The organism is Rhodococcus sp. PAE-6 (assembly GCF_025290685.1).
Lineage (GTDB): Bacteria > Actinomycetota > Actinomycetes > Mycobacteriales > Mycobacteriaceae > Rhodococcus > Rhodococcus pyridinivorans.
Map to the genome: position 1 here is coordinate 1 of NZ_JAOCLZ010000014.1, position 14,818 is coordinate 14,818.

A 14,818-nucleotide genomic window follows, 5' to 3' on the forward strand; every position below is an offset into this window, starting at 1 on the left:
CAGACACTCTCGACACGGTGCCCGAAACCGTCCCGGAACGCCATCTACCACGCCGAACTCATTCTGAAACGGTCAGTTAGTAGAAACCAAGCATGCGACTGCGTTCATCCAGTGGACGTGATTCGTCCAGCGGAGCCCGACGGCTCCCCCGGAAACCCGAGAGGTGAGAGTTGGCAACGAAAGTGTTCGAGACGGCGGCGGAGGCCGTCGCCGACATCCGTGACGGTGCGACGCTCGCGGTGGGCGGATTCGGACTGTGCGGTATCCCCGACATCCTGATCCGGGCCATCGCCGACGCCGGGGCCACCGACCTCGAGGTGTTCTCCAACAACTGCGGCGTCGACGGCCACGGTCTCGGAATCCTGCTGGGCAGCAAGCGCATCCGCCGGGTCACCGCGTCGTATGTCGGGGAGAACAAGGAATTCGCCCGGCAGTACCTCTCGGGTGAGCTCGAGGTCGAGCTGACCCCGCAGGGCACCCTCGCCGAGAAGCTCCGCGCCGGTGGCGCAGGCATCCCCGCCTTCTTCACCCCCGCCGGCGTCGGCACGCCCATCTCGCAGGGCGGACTGCCGTGGAAGTACCACGCCGACGGTTCGGTCGCCGTGGCATCGCCGGCGAAGGAGATCCGCGAGTTCCGCGGCAAGCGGTACGTGCTCGAGGAGTCCATCACCGCCGACTTCTCGCTCGTGCACGCCCTCAAGGGCGACACCGAGGGCAACCTGGTGTTCAACAAGGCCGCGATGAACTTCAACCCGCTCGCCGCGATGGCCGGCCGCGTGTGCATCGCCCAGGTCGAGGAACTCGTCGAGCCGGGCGAGATCGATCCGGGCGAGGTGCACCTGCCGGGAATCTTCGTGAACCGGCTCGTGCACACCGGTGTCCAGGACAAGCAGATCGAAAAGCGCACCGTCAGCGCCGCGAAGGGAGCGTAGAACATGACCACAGCTGTCGAGACACTCGGCTGGACGCGCACACAGATGGCCGCGCGCGCCGCGCAGGAACTCGCGCCGGGGGAGTACGTCAACCTCGGTATCGGCCTGCCGACCCTGATCCCCAACTACCTGCCCGAGGGTGTGCACGTCACCTTGCACAGTGAGAACGGCATCCTCGGCACCGGGCCGTACCCCACCGAGGACTCGGTCGATCCCGACCTGATCAACGCCGGCAAGGAGACCGTGACGGTCAACCCCGGCGCTGCCTTCTTCGACTCGGCGCTGAGCTTCGGCATGATCCGCGGCGGCCACATCGACACCGCCGTGCTCGGCGGCATGGAGGTCTCGGCCACCGGCGATCTGGCCAACTGGATGGTGCCCGGAAAGATGGTCAAGGGCATGGGCGGGGCGATGGACCTCGTCCACGGCGCCCGCACGGTCATCGTGCTCATGGAGCACACGGACAAGCAGGGCAACCCGAAAATCGTCTCGGAGTGCTCGCTGCCGCTCACCGGTGAGGGCGTGGTCCAGCGCATCATCACCAACCTCGCGGTGATCGACGTGGCCGCCGACGGCCTCGTCCTGACCGAGTGCGCCCCCGGCGTCACCGAGGAGCAGGTGCGCGCCGCGACCGGAGCACCGCTCACCCTTCCCTGACGACCGGCCGGTTCCGCCTGCGGAACCACCGGAAGATCCACCCCCTGCGCACGGCCCCGGCCTCGGACTCCGTTTCGAGCCGGGGTCGCGTCGAGTTCAGAGCCGTGCGGGCCTCCTCACGACGACGCGCCCGCTCGACGGTCCACACCTCCACCATCTCCTCGGCGTCGACCTTGTGGATCGGCACGGGCAGTCCGCTCGGGAACCGCAGGCAGTCGGCGATCCGCCGGTTGAGATCGGAGACGATCTCGCGCACCACCTTCTCGCTGGGAGCCGACCCGACCGTGCCGGGCAGCCGCTCGATCTCGCGCCGCAACTGCAATTCGGGCGGCAGCAGAGCCTCCGTTGAAAGACCTTCGCGCGCCAGATAACTCTTCACCCACCACAGCTCGTCGTCGCCGTGGTCGGGGATGGGTTTGCCGTAACCGGGCAGATCGTCGAAATCGCCCCGGTCCTGCGCCACGCGGATCTGCCGTTCGATCCACGTCTCGAACGTCAGATCCCACCGCTTGCGCTCGGTCACACATCCAGGATGCCAGGGGCGGGCACCGGGTCCGGGCGGCTGTGGGTCCCGACCGCCACACGGTGCTGGTGTCCTAACCTGAGCCACGTGGAAGGACAGCGCGAGTCGCCGGTGCATGCCCGCCCGCCGGGCGACGGGGTGGACACCAACACGGTGCTCGGCAAGGTCGTCACCGTGCTGTGGGCGTTCACCGCCGACGACCACGTCCTCACCCTCGCCGAACTGGGTCGACGCACCGGTCTGCCGAAGGGGACGCTGCACCGCGTCGTCGGCGACCTCGTCGCCGTCCGGTTGCTCGACAAGGACCCGGCCGGTTACCGCCTGAGCGGGCAGCTCTTCGAACTTGGCCTGCGCGCCTCCCTCGAGCGGGGCCTGGTCGAGGTCGCCATCCCGTTCATGGAGGACCTCTACGAGCGCACCCACGAGACCGTGCACCTCGGCGTCCCCGAGGGTGTCGAGGTCGTCTATGTCTCGAAGATCGGCGGACATCGCCCCGCGTCCACGCCGTCCCGGATCGGTGGGCGAATGCCCATGTACTGCACCGGGATCGGCAAGGCTCTTCTCGCGTTCTCCCCACCGGAGCTGCTGGCCGAGGTGGTCGAGGCCGGATTGGCGCGCAAGACTCCCCGCACCATCACGACCCCCGGGCGGCTCGGGGCGAATCTCGCGACCGTGCTCGAGCGCGGGGTGGCCTTCGAGTTCGAGGAGTCCGCGGTCGGCCTGGCCTGTGTCGCCGCCCCGATCCTCGACGCGGACGAGCGTCCCATCGCGGCGGTGAGCGTCACCGGTCCCGTCACCCGGTTCCGTCCGGAGAAGCACGAGGGAGCGGTGAAGGCCGCCGCCGCGGGTATCGCCGCCACCCACGCCCGCCGCGAGGCCATTCGCAACCTCTGAGCGCGCACGTTCCACTCACCGGAACGACCCCCTGTACGGGGGCGGACCTCGCCGCCACGATGGTCGTAATCCATCGAACGACGAGGACGTGATGACTACCAGCTCCAACACCACATCAGCGGCGGATCGCACCCGCATCGCCGGTGCGGCGGCCGACCGTCTCATCGAGGCCACACACAGCTCCACACCGTGCGGTCCGGTCCGCGACCTGCTCGGGGAGACCGACATCGATCTGGCGTATGCGGTGCAGCAGCAGCTCACCGACCGCCGGCTCGCCGAAGGTGCCCGCATCGTCGGACGCAAGATCGGCCTGACCTCCCCGGCGGTGCAGCAGCAGCTCGGTGTCGACCGCCCCGACTTCGGTGTCCTCTTCGAGGACATGGACGTCACCGCTCTCGACGAGGTGCCCAGTGAGCGCCTGCTGCAGCCGAAGGCCGAGGCCGAGATCGCCTTCGTCCTCTCCGCCGACCTCGACTCGGACGATCTCGATCTCGCGACCGTCCGCGCCGCCGTCGGCCACGCGGTTGCCGCTCTCGAGATCGTCGACAGCCGCGTCGCCGGCTGGGACATCAAGATCACGGATACGGTCGCGGACAACGCATCCAGCGGCCTGTACGTGCTCGGTTCGCAGACGCTCACCCTCGACGAGTTCGAGCCGATCGACGCCACCATGCGGATGTACGTCGACGACGAGCTCGTCTCCGAGGGCAACGGCGCAGCCTGCCTCGGCGATCCGCTGAACGCCCTGCTGTGGCTCGCGCGCACGGCACGCGAGTTCGGGCAGCCCCTGCGCGCAGGGCAGGTCGTGCTGTCGGGGGCACTCGGCCCGATGGTTCCGGCGCCGCCCGGCGTCACGGTCCGCGCCGAGATCTCCTCGCTCGGCACCGTCACCGCGCGTTTCTCTTCCGAAAGCTCCACCGCACAGGAGAACTCATGACCACCAAGGTTGCCGTCATCGGGTCGGGCAACATCGGCACCGACCTGCTCATCAAGATCAAGCGACTGGCCGACGCCGAACTCGAAACCGTCGCCCTCGTCGGCATCGACCCCGAATCCGACGGCCTCGCACGGGCGAAGCGCCTCGGCATCGACGCCATCTCGACCGGTGTCGAAGGACTCGTCGAGCACCCGCGCTTCGACGAGATCGAGATCGTCTTCGACGCAACCTCGGCGAAGGCCCACGAGTACAACGAGAAGGTCCTGCGCCCGCACGGGAAGATGCTCATCGACCTGACGCCGGCCGCGATCGGCCCGTACACGGTACCGCCGGTGAACCTCACCGAGCACCTCGACGCCCCGAACGTCAATATGGTCACCTGCGGTGGTCAGGCCACCATCCCGATCGTCGCGGCCATCTCGCAGGTCACCAAGGTGCACTGGGCCGAGATCGTCGCCTCGATCTCCTCGAAATCGGCCGGCCCCGGTACCCGCGCCAACATCGACGAGTTCACCGAGACCACCTCGCAGGCCATCGAGAAGATCGGTGGCGCCACGCGCGGCAAGGCGATCATCATCCTCAACCCGGCCGAGCCGCCGATGATCATGCGCGACACCGTGCTCGCTCTCGTCGGTGAGGACCGCAAGGACGAGATCGTCGCGTCCGTCGAGGCGATGGTCGCGAAGGTCCAGGAATACGTGCCCGGTTACACCCTCAAGCAGGAGGTGCAGTTCACCGAGGTCATCGAGCCCATGGAGACGCTCACCGACCACACCGGCCCCCTGTGGAAGGTCGCGGTGTTCCTCGAGGTCAAGGGCGCAGCGCACTACCTGCCCGAGTACGCGGGCAATCTCGACATCATGACCTCCGCGGCGCTGCAGGTCGCACGCGCCGTGGCGGCACGCACTAAGGATCAGGTGACGGCATGACCGCGGCAACGACGACGACTCGCGAATTCGCAAGCGACGGAACGGCTCTGTACATCCAGGACGTGACCCTGCGCGACGGCATGCACGCCATCCGCCACCGCATCACGCCACAGGACGTCGCGAAGATCGCCGGTGCGCTCGACCGTGCTGGTGTGGATGCCATCGAGGTCTCCCACGGCGACGGTCTCGCCGGTCACTCGCTGACCTACGGTCCCGGCAGCAACACCGACTGGGAGTGGCTCGAAGCCGCTGCCGGAGCGATCAATTCGGCCACGCTCACCACGCTGCTCCTGCCCGGTATCGGAACCGTCCACGAGCTGAAGCGTGCCTACGAGATCGGCGTGCGGTCGGTGCGCATCGCGACGCACTGCACCGAGGCCGACGTCTCCGCGCAGCACATCGCCGCGGCGAAGGAACTGGGCATGGACGTGTCCGGCTTCCTGATGATGTCGCACATGGCCCCGTCCGAGGAGCTCGCCCGCCAGGCGAAGCTCATGGAGTCCTACGGCGCCGACTGCGTCTACGTCACCGATTCCGGCGGACGCCTCACGATGGACGGTGTTCGCGAGCGTGTGCGTGCCTACCGTGAGGTCCTGAACGAGACCACGCAGATCGGCATCCACGCGCACCAGAACCTGTCGCTGTCGGTCGCCAACTCCGTGTGTGCCGTCGAGGAAGGCGTCATCCGCGTCGACGCGTCGCTGGCCGGACACGGTGCCGGTGCCGGCAACTGCCCGATCGAGCCCTTCGTCGCCGTCGCCGACCTGCTCGGCTGGAAGCACTCGTGCGATCTGTTCGGGCTGCAGGACGCCGCCGACGATCTCGTGCGCCCGCTGCAGGACCGTCCGGTGCAGGTCGACCGCGAGACCCTCACCCTCGGCTACGCCGGCGTGTACTCGAGCTTCCTGCGTCACGCCGAGACCGCCGCGAGCATCTACGGTCTCGACACCCGCGACATCCTCGTCGAGATCGGCCGTCGCGGCCTCGTCGGTGGGCAGGAGGACATGATCACCGACGTCGCACTCGACCTGCGCAACCGCGCGGGGAACTGACCAGCGCCCGCGTGCATGTCTAGTCGGTCAGATCCCGGTAGTCCGGGTGCTTCTCGATGAACTTGTCGACGTACGAGCAGATCGCGACGATGCGCTTGCCGCGTTCGCGGACGTCGTCGAGGGCGAAACCGACGAGCTTGCCTCCGAGTCCCTGACCGGAGTAACCCTTGTCGATCTCGGTGTGGTCGAAGACGAGGCGGCCGTCGTCGTCGGGGTGGTACTGGGTGTATCCGACGACGGCGTCGTCGTCCCGGACTTCGTACCTCTGTTTCTCGGCGTTGTGCACCACGGTCACGGACGAATCGCTCATGGTCTTCCTCTCACCGTCGACAAGCTGGTGTGTCCCACAGCCAAGCTGGTGTGTCCACAGCATAGAGAACGGGCCGCGGCGCAATGCCGCGGCCCGTTCTGCTGTGCCGGGTTATTCCGGCGGAGAGATGTGCTGGGCGAGGTACAGCGGTTCGCCGAGCTGCTCGATCAGATCGAGCTGGGTTTCGAGATAGTCGATGTGTTCTTCCTCGTCGGCGAGGATCTCCTCGAAGATGTTGGCCGAGGTGATGTCGCTGACCGAGCGCATGTACTCGGCTCCCTTCCGGAGCCGGTCGCGGGCCTCGATCTCCACCTGCAGGTCGGCCTCGAGCATCTCCTTGACGGTCTGACCCAGACGCAACGCCCCGAGGCGCTGGTAGTTGGGGAGTCCGTCGAGATAGAGGATCCGATCGGTGAGTCTCTCGGCGTGACGCATCTCGTCGAACGACTCGTCACGAGTGTGCTTCGCGAGTTTCGCCCATCCGCGGTTGTCCTGCATCTTCGAATGCAGGAAGTACTGATTGATCGCGGTGAGCTCGGCGGTGAGTTGTTCGTTGAGCAACTCGATGACCTTCTTGTCGCCCTTCATGGCACCTCCCGGGGTGAACCATCAGGTTTACCGCCGGGTAGGGGCTGGCTACACGGCGGTCTCGAGTTCGATGGTCTCATTCCGCTCGCGAGCCTGCCGGATGATCGCGGAGATGTTCCGGACGCAGCTGCCACAATCGGTGCCGGCGCGGCACTTGGCGCTCACCTCGCGGGTACAGCGTGCTCCCGCAGCCACCTCTGCCTCGATGTGGTGGTGGGTAAGAGCGTGGCAACTGCAGACGATCATCAGAGCCACCTTTCTGCGACTGAGGGAACACTCACTTAGGTTGTCCAAACCTTACATCGGCTTAGGCTAGCCTAGCTTGTGATCGTAGTCACAAGAAGAGGGGGTCGGATCCGTGTTATGCCCAGGTCCGCCCCAGGGTGTGATACTGCAGCTACTGCTGTTGCAGGTGTTGCGAGACCACCTGGTTGATCCGGTGCAGACCGGGCGAGGTGAGGCCTGGGATCTGGTTCTCGATCGTGCGCACCAGCGACGAATCGTCGAGGACCTTCTCGCTCGACTGGATCAGGACGGTGCCGGCACCGGTGAAATCGAACTGCCGTTCCTCACCGGACTGCACACCGAAACGCCGCGCCCCGGCCGAGACGAATCCGGTGATCCACGATTCGTCGTAGTGATGGCTGGGGGACGGACAGTCGGCCCACCCGACGAGCGCCTCCGGGTCGACCCGCAGCGGCGGCTCGGCGAACATCACCGGCCCGTTCGACGACGCGAGGAAACGGCCCGTACCGATGAGGGTGAGGAAACCCGGGACGATCGACTGGTTGAGCGACAGGCCCGGTTCGAAGGCCAGCAGATTGGCCTGCCGGATCGTGAGGTTGCCGTCGTCGAGGTCGTACGAGTTGATGTCGTATCCGCGGTCGCCGGTGATCAGCTTCCCGAAGCCTTCGGCCACGACGTAGTCGCCGAGATAGAGCGGAGCGGAGAACTGCTGGGCCACCATGTGCAGCAGGTGTCCTTGCAGCCCGTGGGTGAGTGCCGAGAACTGCACCTGACCGTAGTACGCGATCATCGCGCCCTTCGACAGGAACCAGGGCGTCTGCAGGTCGATGCAGTAGGCGTAGGGGTTGCCCGGCACGTTGTCGCTGCCGCCGAAGCTCGACGGGTTCAGAACGGTACTCACAGCTTCTCCTCCGATGCCTGCACGTAGACGATGCCCTGTCCGCTGCATTCGAGTTGCATGGCCTCCCCACCGGTGCGACCGACGTTCCGCCAACTCATCGACGACTTCAGTTCGGTGCGGACCGGGCCGTAGGACGCCACGAACGCCTGCGGGTCGACGACCACGGGCGTCGGACCACCCACCTGAAGCTCGAACACGCCGCCATGGGCGAGCAGCACCGCCGCGCCCTGGCCGATCAGCTGGGTGGTGAACATGCCGGTGCCGGTCATCGCTCCGGTGGCGGCGCCGCGCAGCGCCCCGAGCAGACCCCCGCCGCCACCGCCCCCACCGGAGGCGGCGGCCACCGAGACGACCGTGGACTGCAGACCGGTGGTGTGGGCGAGCAGGCGCGACGCTTCCGCCCGCAGCTCACCGCCCGCGGACATGTCGACGATGTGCGTCTCGAGACCGCGGAAGCCGTAGTGCACGACACCGTCGCCCTGCGCGAGCATCGTGGCCTCGTGCTCACCCTGCAGCATGCGTCCCGCCATACCGGCGAGACCACCGAGACCCGGAGCGCCCCCCACGCCACCGGGAACACCGTGGGGGGAGAACCGGACGTTGCCGGTGTAGAACAGCATCGCGCCGCGGCGGGCCACGACGGGACCGGACTGCCGCAGGTCGACGCGCACGACCTTGCCGTTGATCTTCGTGAAGCTCATCTGTTCCTACCGTTCCGCCGGCTGGATGGAGACCACGCCCACGCCGACCCACTCGAGGGAGAACGCCTCGCCGCTGCCCTGACCGATGGCCGAGCGCCACGACACGTCGGTGACGAACGACTGCGTGAGCTGCCCCTTCGCGCACACGAAGGCGTCGGGATCGACGACGAGGGGATACTGCGGCGACACCTCGAGATGGATGAGCGGGCCCCCGGCGGAGAGCAGCGCGACCTGCCCGGTCCCCGTCACCGTCGTGGTGAACAGACCCTGGCCGCTCATGCCGCCGCGCAGACCCGCGAACGTCACGTTCGTGTTCAGATTCCCGCTCAGCGCCAGCAGCTGCTCGGACTCGACCTGCAGCGTCTCGTTGTTCAGCTCCAGCACCGTGACGTCCTGCGCCTGGTGCGCGAAGTAGACGACGCCCGTGCCGCTGCACTCCATGAGCGAGAGCCCCTCACCCGTCGCGCGCTGCCGCAGCCCGGAGAGAACACCCTCGCCACCACCGAAACCGGCGGACTTGAAACCGACCTGGCCCTCGTACGCCACCATCGACCCCGACAGGGCCTGGACGGACGAATTGTTCAGGTGGGCTTCGATCACCCTCTTGGTCTTCACGACTAGCCGCATGGCGGGAAACGATAGTCGGAAACGACTTCGGTGGAGTGAACCCCCGGTAGCGGGGCCCACTCCACCGAAGAACTACAGAAGACCTACAGTCCCAGATCCTTGGCGATGATCGTCTTCATGACCTCGTTGGTGCCGCCGTAGATGCGGGTCACGCGGGTGTCGGCGTAGAGGCGGGCGATGGGGTACTCGGTGATGTAGCCGTAGCCGCCGTGCAGCTGCAGGCACTTGTCGATGATGCGGCCGGCGGCCTCCGTCGCGAACAGCTTCGCGCGGGCGGCGTCGGGCACCGTCAGTTCGTCGCGGTCGTTGAGCTCGATCGCGTTGTCGACCATGATCTGCATGGCCTGCAGTTCGGTCGAGCACTCGGCGAGCACGAACTTGGTGTTCTGGAAGGATGCGACCGGCTTGCCGAAGACCTTGCGGTCCTTGGTGTATGCGATGGCGTGCTGGATCGCCGCGGCCGCGGTGGCGGCAGCACCGAACGCGATGGTGAGACGCTCCTGCGCGAGGTTCTGCGTCAGGTACGAGAACGCCTCGCCCTCCTTGCCGAGCAGATCGGCGACCGGCACCTTCACGTCGTCGAACGACAGCTCGGCGGTGTCCGAGGTCTCGAGACCGATCTTGTGGAGCTTCCGTCCGACCGCGAAGCCCTCGCTCTTGGTGTCCACCACCAGGATCGACAGGCCACCGCGACGGTCCTCGGGGTTGTACGGCGAGGTGCGGCCCACGACGAGAATGCGGTCGGCGAGAGCACCGCCGGTGATGAACGTCTTCGCGCCGTTGAGGACGTAGTGGCTGCCGTCCTCCGAGAGCTTCGCGGTGGTCGCGATGTTGGCGAGGTCGGAACCGGTGCCCGGCTCGGTCATCGCGATGGCGAACATCAGCTCACCCGAGGCGAACCCGGGGAGCCAGCGCTGCTTCTGCTCCTCGGTGGCGTTCTGCATGATGTACGGCAGGATCAGGTTCGAGTGCACCGACGACGAACCGAACGACACACCGGCCGCCGACGCCTCCTCGGCGAGGATCACGTTGAACTTCAGCGACGTCTCGCCGCCTCCGCCGTACTCCTCGGGAACCTGGATGCCGAGGAGCCCGAGTTCGCCCATGCGGCGGTAGAACTCGCGCGGAGGATGGCCGGCCTCTTCCCACTCGGGGTAGACGGGCACGACCTCCTTCGCGATGAAGTCGCGGACGGTCTGCCGGAACGCCTCGTGATCCTCGTTGTACAGCGTGCGCTTCACGCGTTGTCCTTCCAGGGATGGATGTGATTGTGGGGGAGCACCTTACAGCGCGTAGCTGCGCAGCACACCCTTGCTGATGATCGTCTTCTGGATCTCACTGGTGCCCTCGCCGATGAGCAGGAAGGGAGCCTCGCGCATGAGGCGCTCGATCTCGTACTCCTTCGAGTAGCCGTAGCCGCCGTGGATGCGAAAGCCGGCCTGGGTGACCTCGGAGCAGTATTCGCTGGTGAGGTACTTGGCCATACCGGCGGCGACGTCGTTGCGCTCACCCGAGTCCTTCAGACGCGCGGCGTTGACCATCATCAGGTGGGCGGCCTCGACCTTGGTGGCCATCTCCGCGAGGGAGAACGAGATCGCCTGGTGCTGGGCGATGGGCTTGCCGAAGGTGGTGCGCTGCTGGGCGTAGCGGGCGGCGAGCTCGAAGGCGCGGATCGCGACACCGCACGCGCGGGCCGAGACGTTGACACGGCCGACCTCGACACCGTCCATCATCTGGAAGAAGCCCTTGCCGGGCTCCCCACCGAGGATCGAATCGGCCGAGGCCTTGTAGTTGTCGAAGACGAGCTCGGTGGTGTCGATGCCCTTGTACCCCATCTTGTCGATCTTGCCGGGGATGGTGACACCCGGGACGACCTCACCGAAGCCGGCAGGTTTCTCGACCAGGAAGGTGGTCAGGTTCTTGTGGGGCTTGTCGGAGCCTTCCTCGGTCTTGACCAGGACGGCGACGAGGGTGGAGCTACCACCGTTGGTCAGCCACATCTTCTGGCCGTTGATGACGTAGTTGCCGTCGGCGTCGCGCTTGGCCTTGGTGCGGATGGCGGCGACGTCGGAGCCGAGTTCGGGCTCGGACATCGAGAACGCGCCGCGGACCTCACCGGTGGCCATGCGGGGCAGGTAGTACTGCTTCTGCTCTTCGGTGCCGTGCTGGCGGATCATGTACGCGACGATGAAGTGCGTGTTGATGACGCCGGAGACGCTCATCCAGCCGCGGGCGAGTTCCTCGACGCACAGCGCGTAGGTCAGCAGCGACTCGCCGAGCCCGCCGTACTCCTCGGGGATCATCAGCCCGAACAGGCCCATCTCGCGCATCTGGTCGACGATGGCCTGCGGGTAGGTGTCCGAGTGCTCGAGTTCCTGAGCGTTCGGGATGATCTCGCGATCGACGAAGGCGCGGACCGTGTCGAGGATCTCGGACTGGAATTCCGTCAGACCGAGGGTCTGGGCGAGGCGGGTCATGCGTGCTCTTTCCGGGAGATGCGGATGGTGCCGGATGCTGCGAGGGCGTCGATCTCGTCGTCGGTCAGCCCGAGATGTTCGGTGAGCACCTCGGCGGTGTCGTCGCCGTTGGCCGGCGCGGGGCGGACCTCGGGGTACCGGCCGTCGAAGGACATCGGGGTGCTCGGGGCGTGGTAGCTGCCGACGCGCGGCTGGTCGAGCTTGTGGAACATCGGGTTGTCGGTCACGCGCGGGTCGGCGGCGAGTTCGGCGAACGTGCGGTAGCGCTCGTGCAGGACCGAGGTGCCGCCCAGCGCCGTCTCGACCTCGTCGGCGGTGTGGCGCGAGAACCAGGCGCCGAACAGGCTGTTGAGCACGTGGCGGTGCTCGAACCGGGTGCCCTCGTCGCGGAAGTCGACGCCCAGGGCGGATTCGAGTGCGGCCACGGCCTCGGCGGTGCCGGTGAGCTCGGTGAGATCGCGGAAGTGGCGCGGCGTGAGCGCGACGAGCATGAAGCGTGCGCCGTCGCTGGTGGCGAAGTCTGCGCCGTAGGTGCCGTAGACGGAGTTGCCGACCTTCTCCCGGACGGGGCGGCCGAGCTGGGCCTCGGCGATGTAGCCGAGATTGCCGACGGTCGCGAACGCGACGTCCTCGAGCGGGAGAACGACTTTCGTTCCGGCGCCGGTGATCTCGCGACGGTAGACGGCCGAGGCAACCGACAGGGCCGCGTACAGGCCGCACGAGACGTCCCAGGCGGGCAGCACGTGGTTGACCGGAGTCGAGACGTTCTCGGCACCGGTGACCTGCGGGAAACCGGCGGCGGCGTTGACGGTGTAGTCGACGGCGCCGGTGCCGTCGGCGCGACCGAGGACCTGCACGTGGATCAGGTCGGGGCGGATCGCGGCGAGTTCGTCGTAGTCGAGCCACGAGCGACCGGCGGCGTTGGTGACCAGCACGCCGGCATCGATGATCAGGTCGCGGATCAGGTTCTGTGCCTCCGGGCTACGGAAATCCGCTGCGAGCGATCGCTTGCCCTTGTTCAGGCCGGCCCAGTAGATCGACTCGTTGCCGTCGGTGACCGGCCAGCGGCGGTAGTCGGCAGCGCCGCCGATCGGGTCGACCCGGATCACGTCGGCGCCGAGCGCGGCCAGGGTCATGCCGCACAGGGGTGCGGCCACGAAGCTGGACACCTCGACCACGCGCACTCCCGCGAGGGGTGCAGTGGACGAGGGCAGCTCGTCGGTGGAAGCGGTGGAGTTCATGCTGGGCTCGCTCGTCCTCGTCGCAGATTGTTTCGGGCACAGTCAGCATGCCCAGGTTTTGCCGCCCGGAACAGCACCGATCGGCTATCGCTCGGTTAGCGCAGACCAATACTCGATGCGGCCTGAATCCGCCGTGTGATGAGTCATAGGTTTCAGTGATCGATTCGTTCGCCTCCCGCTCTTTGCTTCAGGTGACATGGCTCACGTTCAATACATGCAGACGCCAGGCGTGACGTTCTTCCGACAGCGACATACCGATCGTTCGTAAGTCGGCCATCCCGCTCGAGTTCTGAAGGGACTCCCAGTGACCACAGGCGAAATCGCGCACGACAAGTCGGCAGCCGCCGGCGGGCCCGGTCGGCCGACGACCGGCTCGACACCTCTCGTGACCCCCGGCCGCGCGTGGAGCATGACCGGCCTGGTCATCTTCCTCTACGTCGTCAACTACGCCGACAAGGCCGTCCTCGGCATCATCGCCCAGCCTCTGGCGCGTGAGCTCGGCATGAGCTCCTCCCAGATCGGCCTGGTCGGGTCGCTGTTCTTCGTCACATTCACCGTCGGCGGTTTCTTCGCCGGGCCGTTGAACAAGTACATGACCCTCCGCTGGGCCCTGCTGGCCCTAGGCCTGACCTGGTCGCTCGTCATGCTGCCGCTGGTCGTCGGTGCGAGTTTCGCGATGCTGGTCGTCACCCGCATGCTGCTCGGTCTCGCCGAAGGACCGAGCTCGGCGCTCATGCACACCGCCGCGTACTCGTGGCACCCGCCGGCCAAGCGTGGCCTGCCCGGCGCCTTCCTGGCCGGTTCCGCCTCGGTCGCCAAGATCGCCCTCGCTCCCGTCCTGACCTTCATCACCGTCGAATGGGGATGGCGTGCCGCGCTGATCTCGCTGTCGATCCTCGGTGCGATCTGGATGGGCTGCTGGCTCCTCGGCTGGAAGGAAGGCCCCTACACGACCCGGGCCGTCAAGGGCGCCGAGACCGCCGCTTCCGCCGCGCAGACCGAACCGTCCGTGCCGTGGCGCAAGATCTTCCTCACTCGCACCTTCATCAGCTGCGCGATCCTGATCATGGTCGTCTACGCGCTCACCACCGTCGTCCTGACCTGGCTGCCGTCCTACTTCGAGGTCGGTCTCGGCTACAGCGCTCTGCAGGCCGGCTCGATGTTCGCCCTGCCGTCCATCATCGGTCTGTTCCTCATGATCAGCTCGGGCACGGTCACCGACCGCCTCAGCGCCAAGGGTTACCGCTCGCGGGTCGTCCGCATCATCGTGCCCGCCGTCGGTGTGCTCATCTGCGGTGCCATCCTGGTCTTCCTCCCGTCCATCGGTACGCCGGCTCTGGCCGTCGCGGTCGTCTCCATCGGCTACGGCTTCGGCGCCATCGCGTTCCCGCTGATCAACGCCGCGATCTCCGAGTTGTGCCCGCCGCAGCAGACCGCCGGCACGATGGGCGTCTTCCTCGCGCTGATGGCGGTCGGCGGTCTCGTTGCCCCCTACGGCACGGGTGTCCTCGTCGACAACGCCGCCACCGCGGCGGAGGGCTATGCAACGGCCTTCCAGGTCATCGGTGCACTCGGTGCGCTCGCCGCGATCCTGGTGCTCTTCCTGGCCGACCCGGAGCGCGACCGCAAGATCATCCGGGCAGCCGCCTGACCTGTTCGGCATAGCTTCCGCCTAACGGAAGCTTCCGCCGAAAGACTTACCCCTACCGGCCGGGTGCATGGTCTCCTCGAATGTGAGGACCACCACCCGGCCGGTCGTCTTTTCCCACCACGGTTGCCCGGCAACCGTGTCCCGCAACAGCA

Annotated in this window: 17 protein-coding genes; 7 read left to right on the plus strand and 10 right to left on the minus strand. The window is 66.9% G+C overall.

The window, feature by feature from the left end:
• Window positions 1-170: 170 nt before the first annotated feature.
• Both NVV99_RS21805 and NVV99_RS21810 read left to right on the plus strand, forming a co-directional pair.
• Window positions 171-932, plus strand: a complete 762-nt coding sequence (locus NVV99_RS21805; RefSeq protein ID WP_024102430.1) for a CoA transferase subunit A — start codon at window positions 171-173, stop codon at window positions 930-932.
• A 3-nt stretch (window positions 933-935) separates the two neighbouring features.
• Window positions 936-1,589 (plus strand): CoA transferase subunit B, encoded by a 654-nt coding sequence (locus NVV99_RS21810; protein WP_024102429.1) that lies wholly within the window; start codon window positions 936-938, stop codon window positions 1,587-1,589.
• Here NVV99_RS21810 and NVV99_RS21815 read toward each other — a convergent pair.
• Window positions 1,576-2,112 carry a DUF1992 domain-containing protein gene (locus NVV99_RS21815; protein ID WP_024102428.1) on the minus strand — a complete coding sequence of 179 codons (537 nt, stop codon included), beginning with the start codon at window positions 2,110-2,112 and terminating at the stop codon, window positions 1,576-1,578. The genes NVV99_RS21810 and NVV99_RS21815 overlap by 14 nt on opposite strands.
• 138 nt (window positions 2,113-2,250) lie before the next feature.
• Between NVV99_RS21815 and NVV99_RS21820 the strand changes: the two genes are divergently transcribed.
• From NVV99_RS21820 to dmpG, 4 genes are all read left to right on the plus strand, one after another.
• Window positions 2,251-3,006, plus strand: coding sequence for an IclR family transcriptional regulator (locus tag NVV99_RS21820; protein WP_033097576.1), 756 nt, complete (start codon window positions 2,251-2,253; stop codon window positions 3,004-3,006).
• A 91-nt stretch (window positions 3,007-3,097) separates the two neighbouring features.
• Window positions 3,098-3,943, plus strand: a complete 846-nt coding sequence (locus NVV99_RS21825) for a 2-keto-4-pentenoate hydratase (protein ID WP_024102426.1) — start codon at window positions 3,098-3,100, stop codon at window positions 3,941-3,943.
• Complete coding sequence (locus NVV99_RS21830; protein ID WP_024102425.1) at window positions 3,940-4,872, plus strand: acetaldehyde dehydrogenase (acetylating); 933 nt, start codon at window positions 3,940-3,942, stop codon at window positions 4,870-4,872. The genes NVV99_RS21825 and NVV99_RS21830 overlap by 4 nt, the downstream gene beginning before the upstream one ends.
• Window positions 4,869-5,924 carry a 4-hydroxy-2-oxovalerate aldolase gene (gene dmpG / locus NVV99_RS21835; protein WP_019290598.1) on the plus strand — a complete coding sequence of 352 codons (1,056 nt, stop codon included), beginning with the start codon at window positions 4,869-4,871 and terminating at the stop codon, window positions 5,922-5,924. Before NVV99_RS21830 ends, dmpG begins: the two co-directional genes overlap by 4 nt.
• Before the next feature lie 19 nt (window positions 5,925-5,943).
• On the opposite strand, the gene NVV99_RS21840 is transcribed toward dmpG, so the two are convergent.
• From NVV99_RS21840 to NVV99_RS21880, 9 genes are all read right to left on the minus strand, one after another.
• Window positions 5,944-6,234: a GNAT family N-acetyltransferase gene (locus tag NVV99_RS21840; RefSeq protein WP_024102424.1), complete on the minus strand. Its 291-nt coding sequence runs from the start codon at window positions 6,232-6,234 to the stop codon at window positions 5,944-5,946.
• Between the two features lie 111 nt (window positions 6,235-6,345).
• The gene (bfr, locus tag NVV99_RS21845; RefSeq protein ID WP_016693088.1) at window positions 6,346-6,822 is read right to left on the minus strand and encodes a bacterioferritin; all 477 of its coding nucleotides are present in this window, start codon (window positions 6,820-6,822) and stop codon (window positions 6,346-6,348) included.
• A gap of 48 nt (window positions 6,823-6,870) precedes the next feature.
• Window positions 6,871-7,068, minus strand: a complete 198-nt coding sequence (locus NVV99_RS21850) for a bacterioferritin-associated ferredoxin (protein ID WP_019290600.1) — start codon at window positions 7,066-7,068, stop codon at window positions 6,871-6,873.
• Between the two features lie 151 nt (window positions 7,069-7,219).
• A complete protein-coding gene (locus NVV99_RS21855) occupies window positions 7,220-7,969 on the minus strand; it encodes an AIM24 family protein (RefSeq protein ID WP_024102423.1) in 750 nt (249 codons plus the stop codon).
• A complete protein-coding gene (locus NVV99_RS21860) occupies window positions 7,966-8,670 on the minus strand; it encodes an AIM24 family protein (RefSeq protein ID WP_019290601.1) in 705 nt (234 codons plus the stop codon). The genes NVV99_RS21855 and NVV99_RS21860 overlap by 4 nt, the downstream gene beginning before the upstream one ends.
• Before the next feature lie 6 nt (window positions 8,671-8,676).
• A complete protein-coding gene (locus NVV99_RS21865; protein ID WP_024102422.1) occupies window positions 8,677-9,297 on the minus strand; it encodes an AIM24 family protein in 621 nt (206 codons plus the stop codon).
• Between the two features lie 83 nt (window positions 9,298-9,380).
• A complete protein-coding gene (locus NVV99_RS21870) occupies window positions 9,381-10,538 on the minus strand; it encodes an acyl-CoA dehydrogenase family protein (RefSeq protein ID WP_024102421.1) in 1,158 nt (385 codons plus the stop codon).
• Between the two features lie 42 nt (window positions 10,539-10,580).
• Window positions 10,581-11,774 (minus strand): acyl-CoA dehydrogenase family protein, encoded by a 1,194-nt coding sequence (locus NVV99_RS21875; RefSeq protein ID WP_024102420.1) that lies wholly within the window; start codon window positions 11,772-11,774, stop codon window positions 10,581-10,583.
• Entirely contained in the window at window positions 11,771-13,015 is a 1,245-nt protein-coding gene (locus tag NVV99_RS21880) for a CoA transferase (RefSeq protein WP_024102419.1), read from the minus strand. Before NVV99_RS21880 ends, NVV99_RS21875 begins: the two co-directional genes overlap by 4 nt.
• Before the next feature lie 304 nt (window positions 13,016-13,319).
• On the opposite strand from NVV99_RS21880, the gene NVV99_RS21885 reads away from it, so the two are divergent.
• A complete protein-coding gene (locus NVV99_RS21885) occupies window positions 13,320-14,666 on the plus strand; it encodes an MFS transporter (RefSeq protein WP_024102418.1) in 1,347 nt (448 codons plus the stop codon).
• The last annotated feature ends 152 nt before the right edge of the window (window positions 14,667-14,818 follow it).

Excerpts from the sequence above, each read along its gene's own strand:
- NVV99_RS21810 (WP_024102429.1), top strand. The coding sequence starts at position 936 with ATGACCACAGCTGTCGAGACACTCGGCTGGACGCGCACACAGATGGCC.
- NVV99_RS21825 (WP_024102426.1), top strand. The coding sequence starts at position 3,098 with ATGACTACCAGCTCCAACACCACATCAGCGGCGGATCGCACCCGCATC.
- NVV99_RS21830 (WP_024102425.1), top strand. The coding sequence starts at position 3,940 with ATGACCACCAAGGTTGCCGTCATCGGGTCGGGCAACATCGGCACCGAC.
- dmpG (WP_019290598.1), top strand. The coding sequence starts at position 4,869 with ATGACCGCGGCAACGACGACGACTCGCGAATTCGCAAGCGACGGAACG.
- NVV99_RS21840 (WP_024102424.1), bottom strand. The coding sequence starts at position 6,234 with ATGAGCGATTCGTCCGTGACCGTGGTGCACAACGCCGAGAAACAGAGG.
- bfr (WP_016693088.1), bottom strand. The coding sequence starts at position 6,822 with ATGAAGGGCGACAAGAAGGTCATCGAGTTGCTCAACGAACAACTCACC.
- NVV99_RS21850 (WP_019290600.1), bottom strand. The coding sequence starts at position 7,068 with ATGATCGTCTGCAGTTGCCACGCTCTTACCCACCACCACATCGAGGCA.
- NVV99_RS21860 (WP_019290601.1), bottom strand. The coding sequence starts at position 8,670 with ATGAGCTTCACGAAGATCAACGGCAAGGTCGTGCGCGTCGACCTGCGG.
- NVV99_RS21865 (WP_024102422.1), bottom strand. The coding sequence starts at position 9,297 with ATGCGGCTAGTCGTGAAGACCAAGAGGGTGATCGAAGCCCACCTGAAC.
- NVV99_RS21875 (WP_024102420.1), bottom strand. The coding sequence starts at position 11,774 with ATGACCCGCCTCGCCCAGACCCTCGGTCTGACGGAATTCCAGTCCGAG.
- NVV99_RS21880 (WP_024102419.1), bottom strand. The coding sequence starts at position 13,015 with ATGAACTCCACCGCTTCCACCGACGAGCTGCCCTCGTCCACTGCACCC.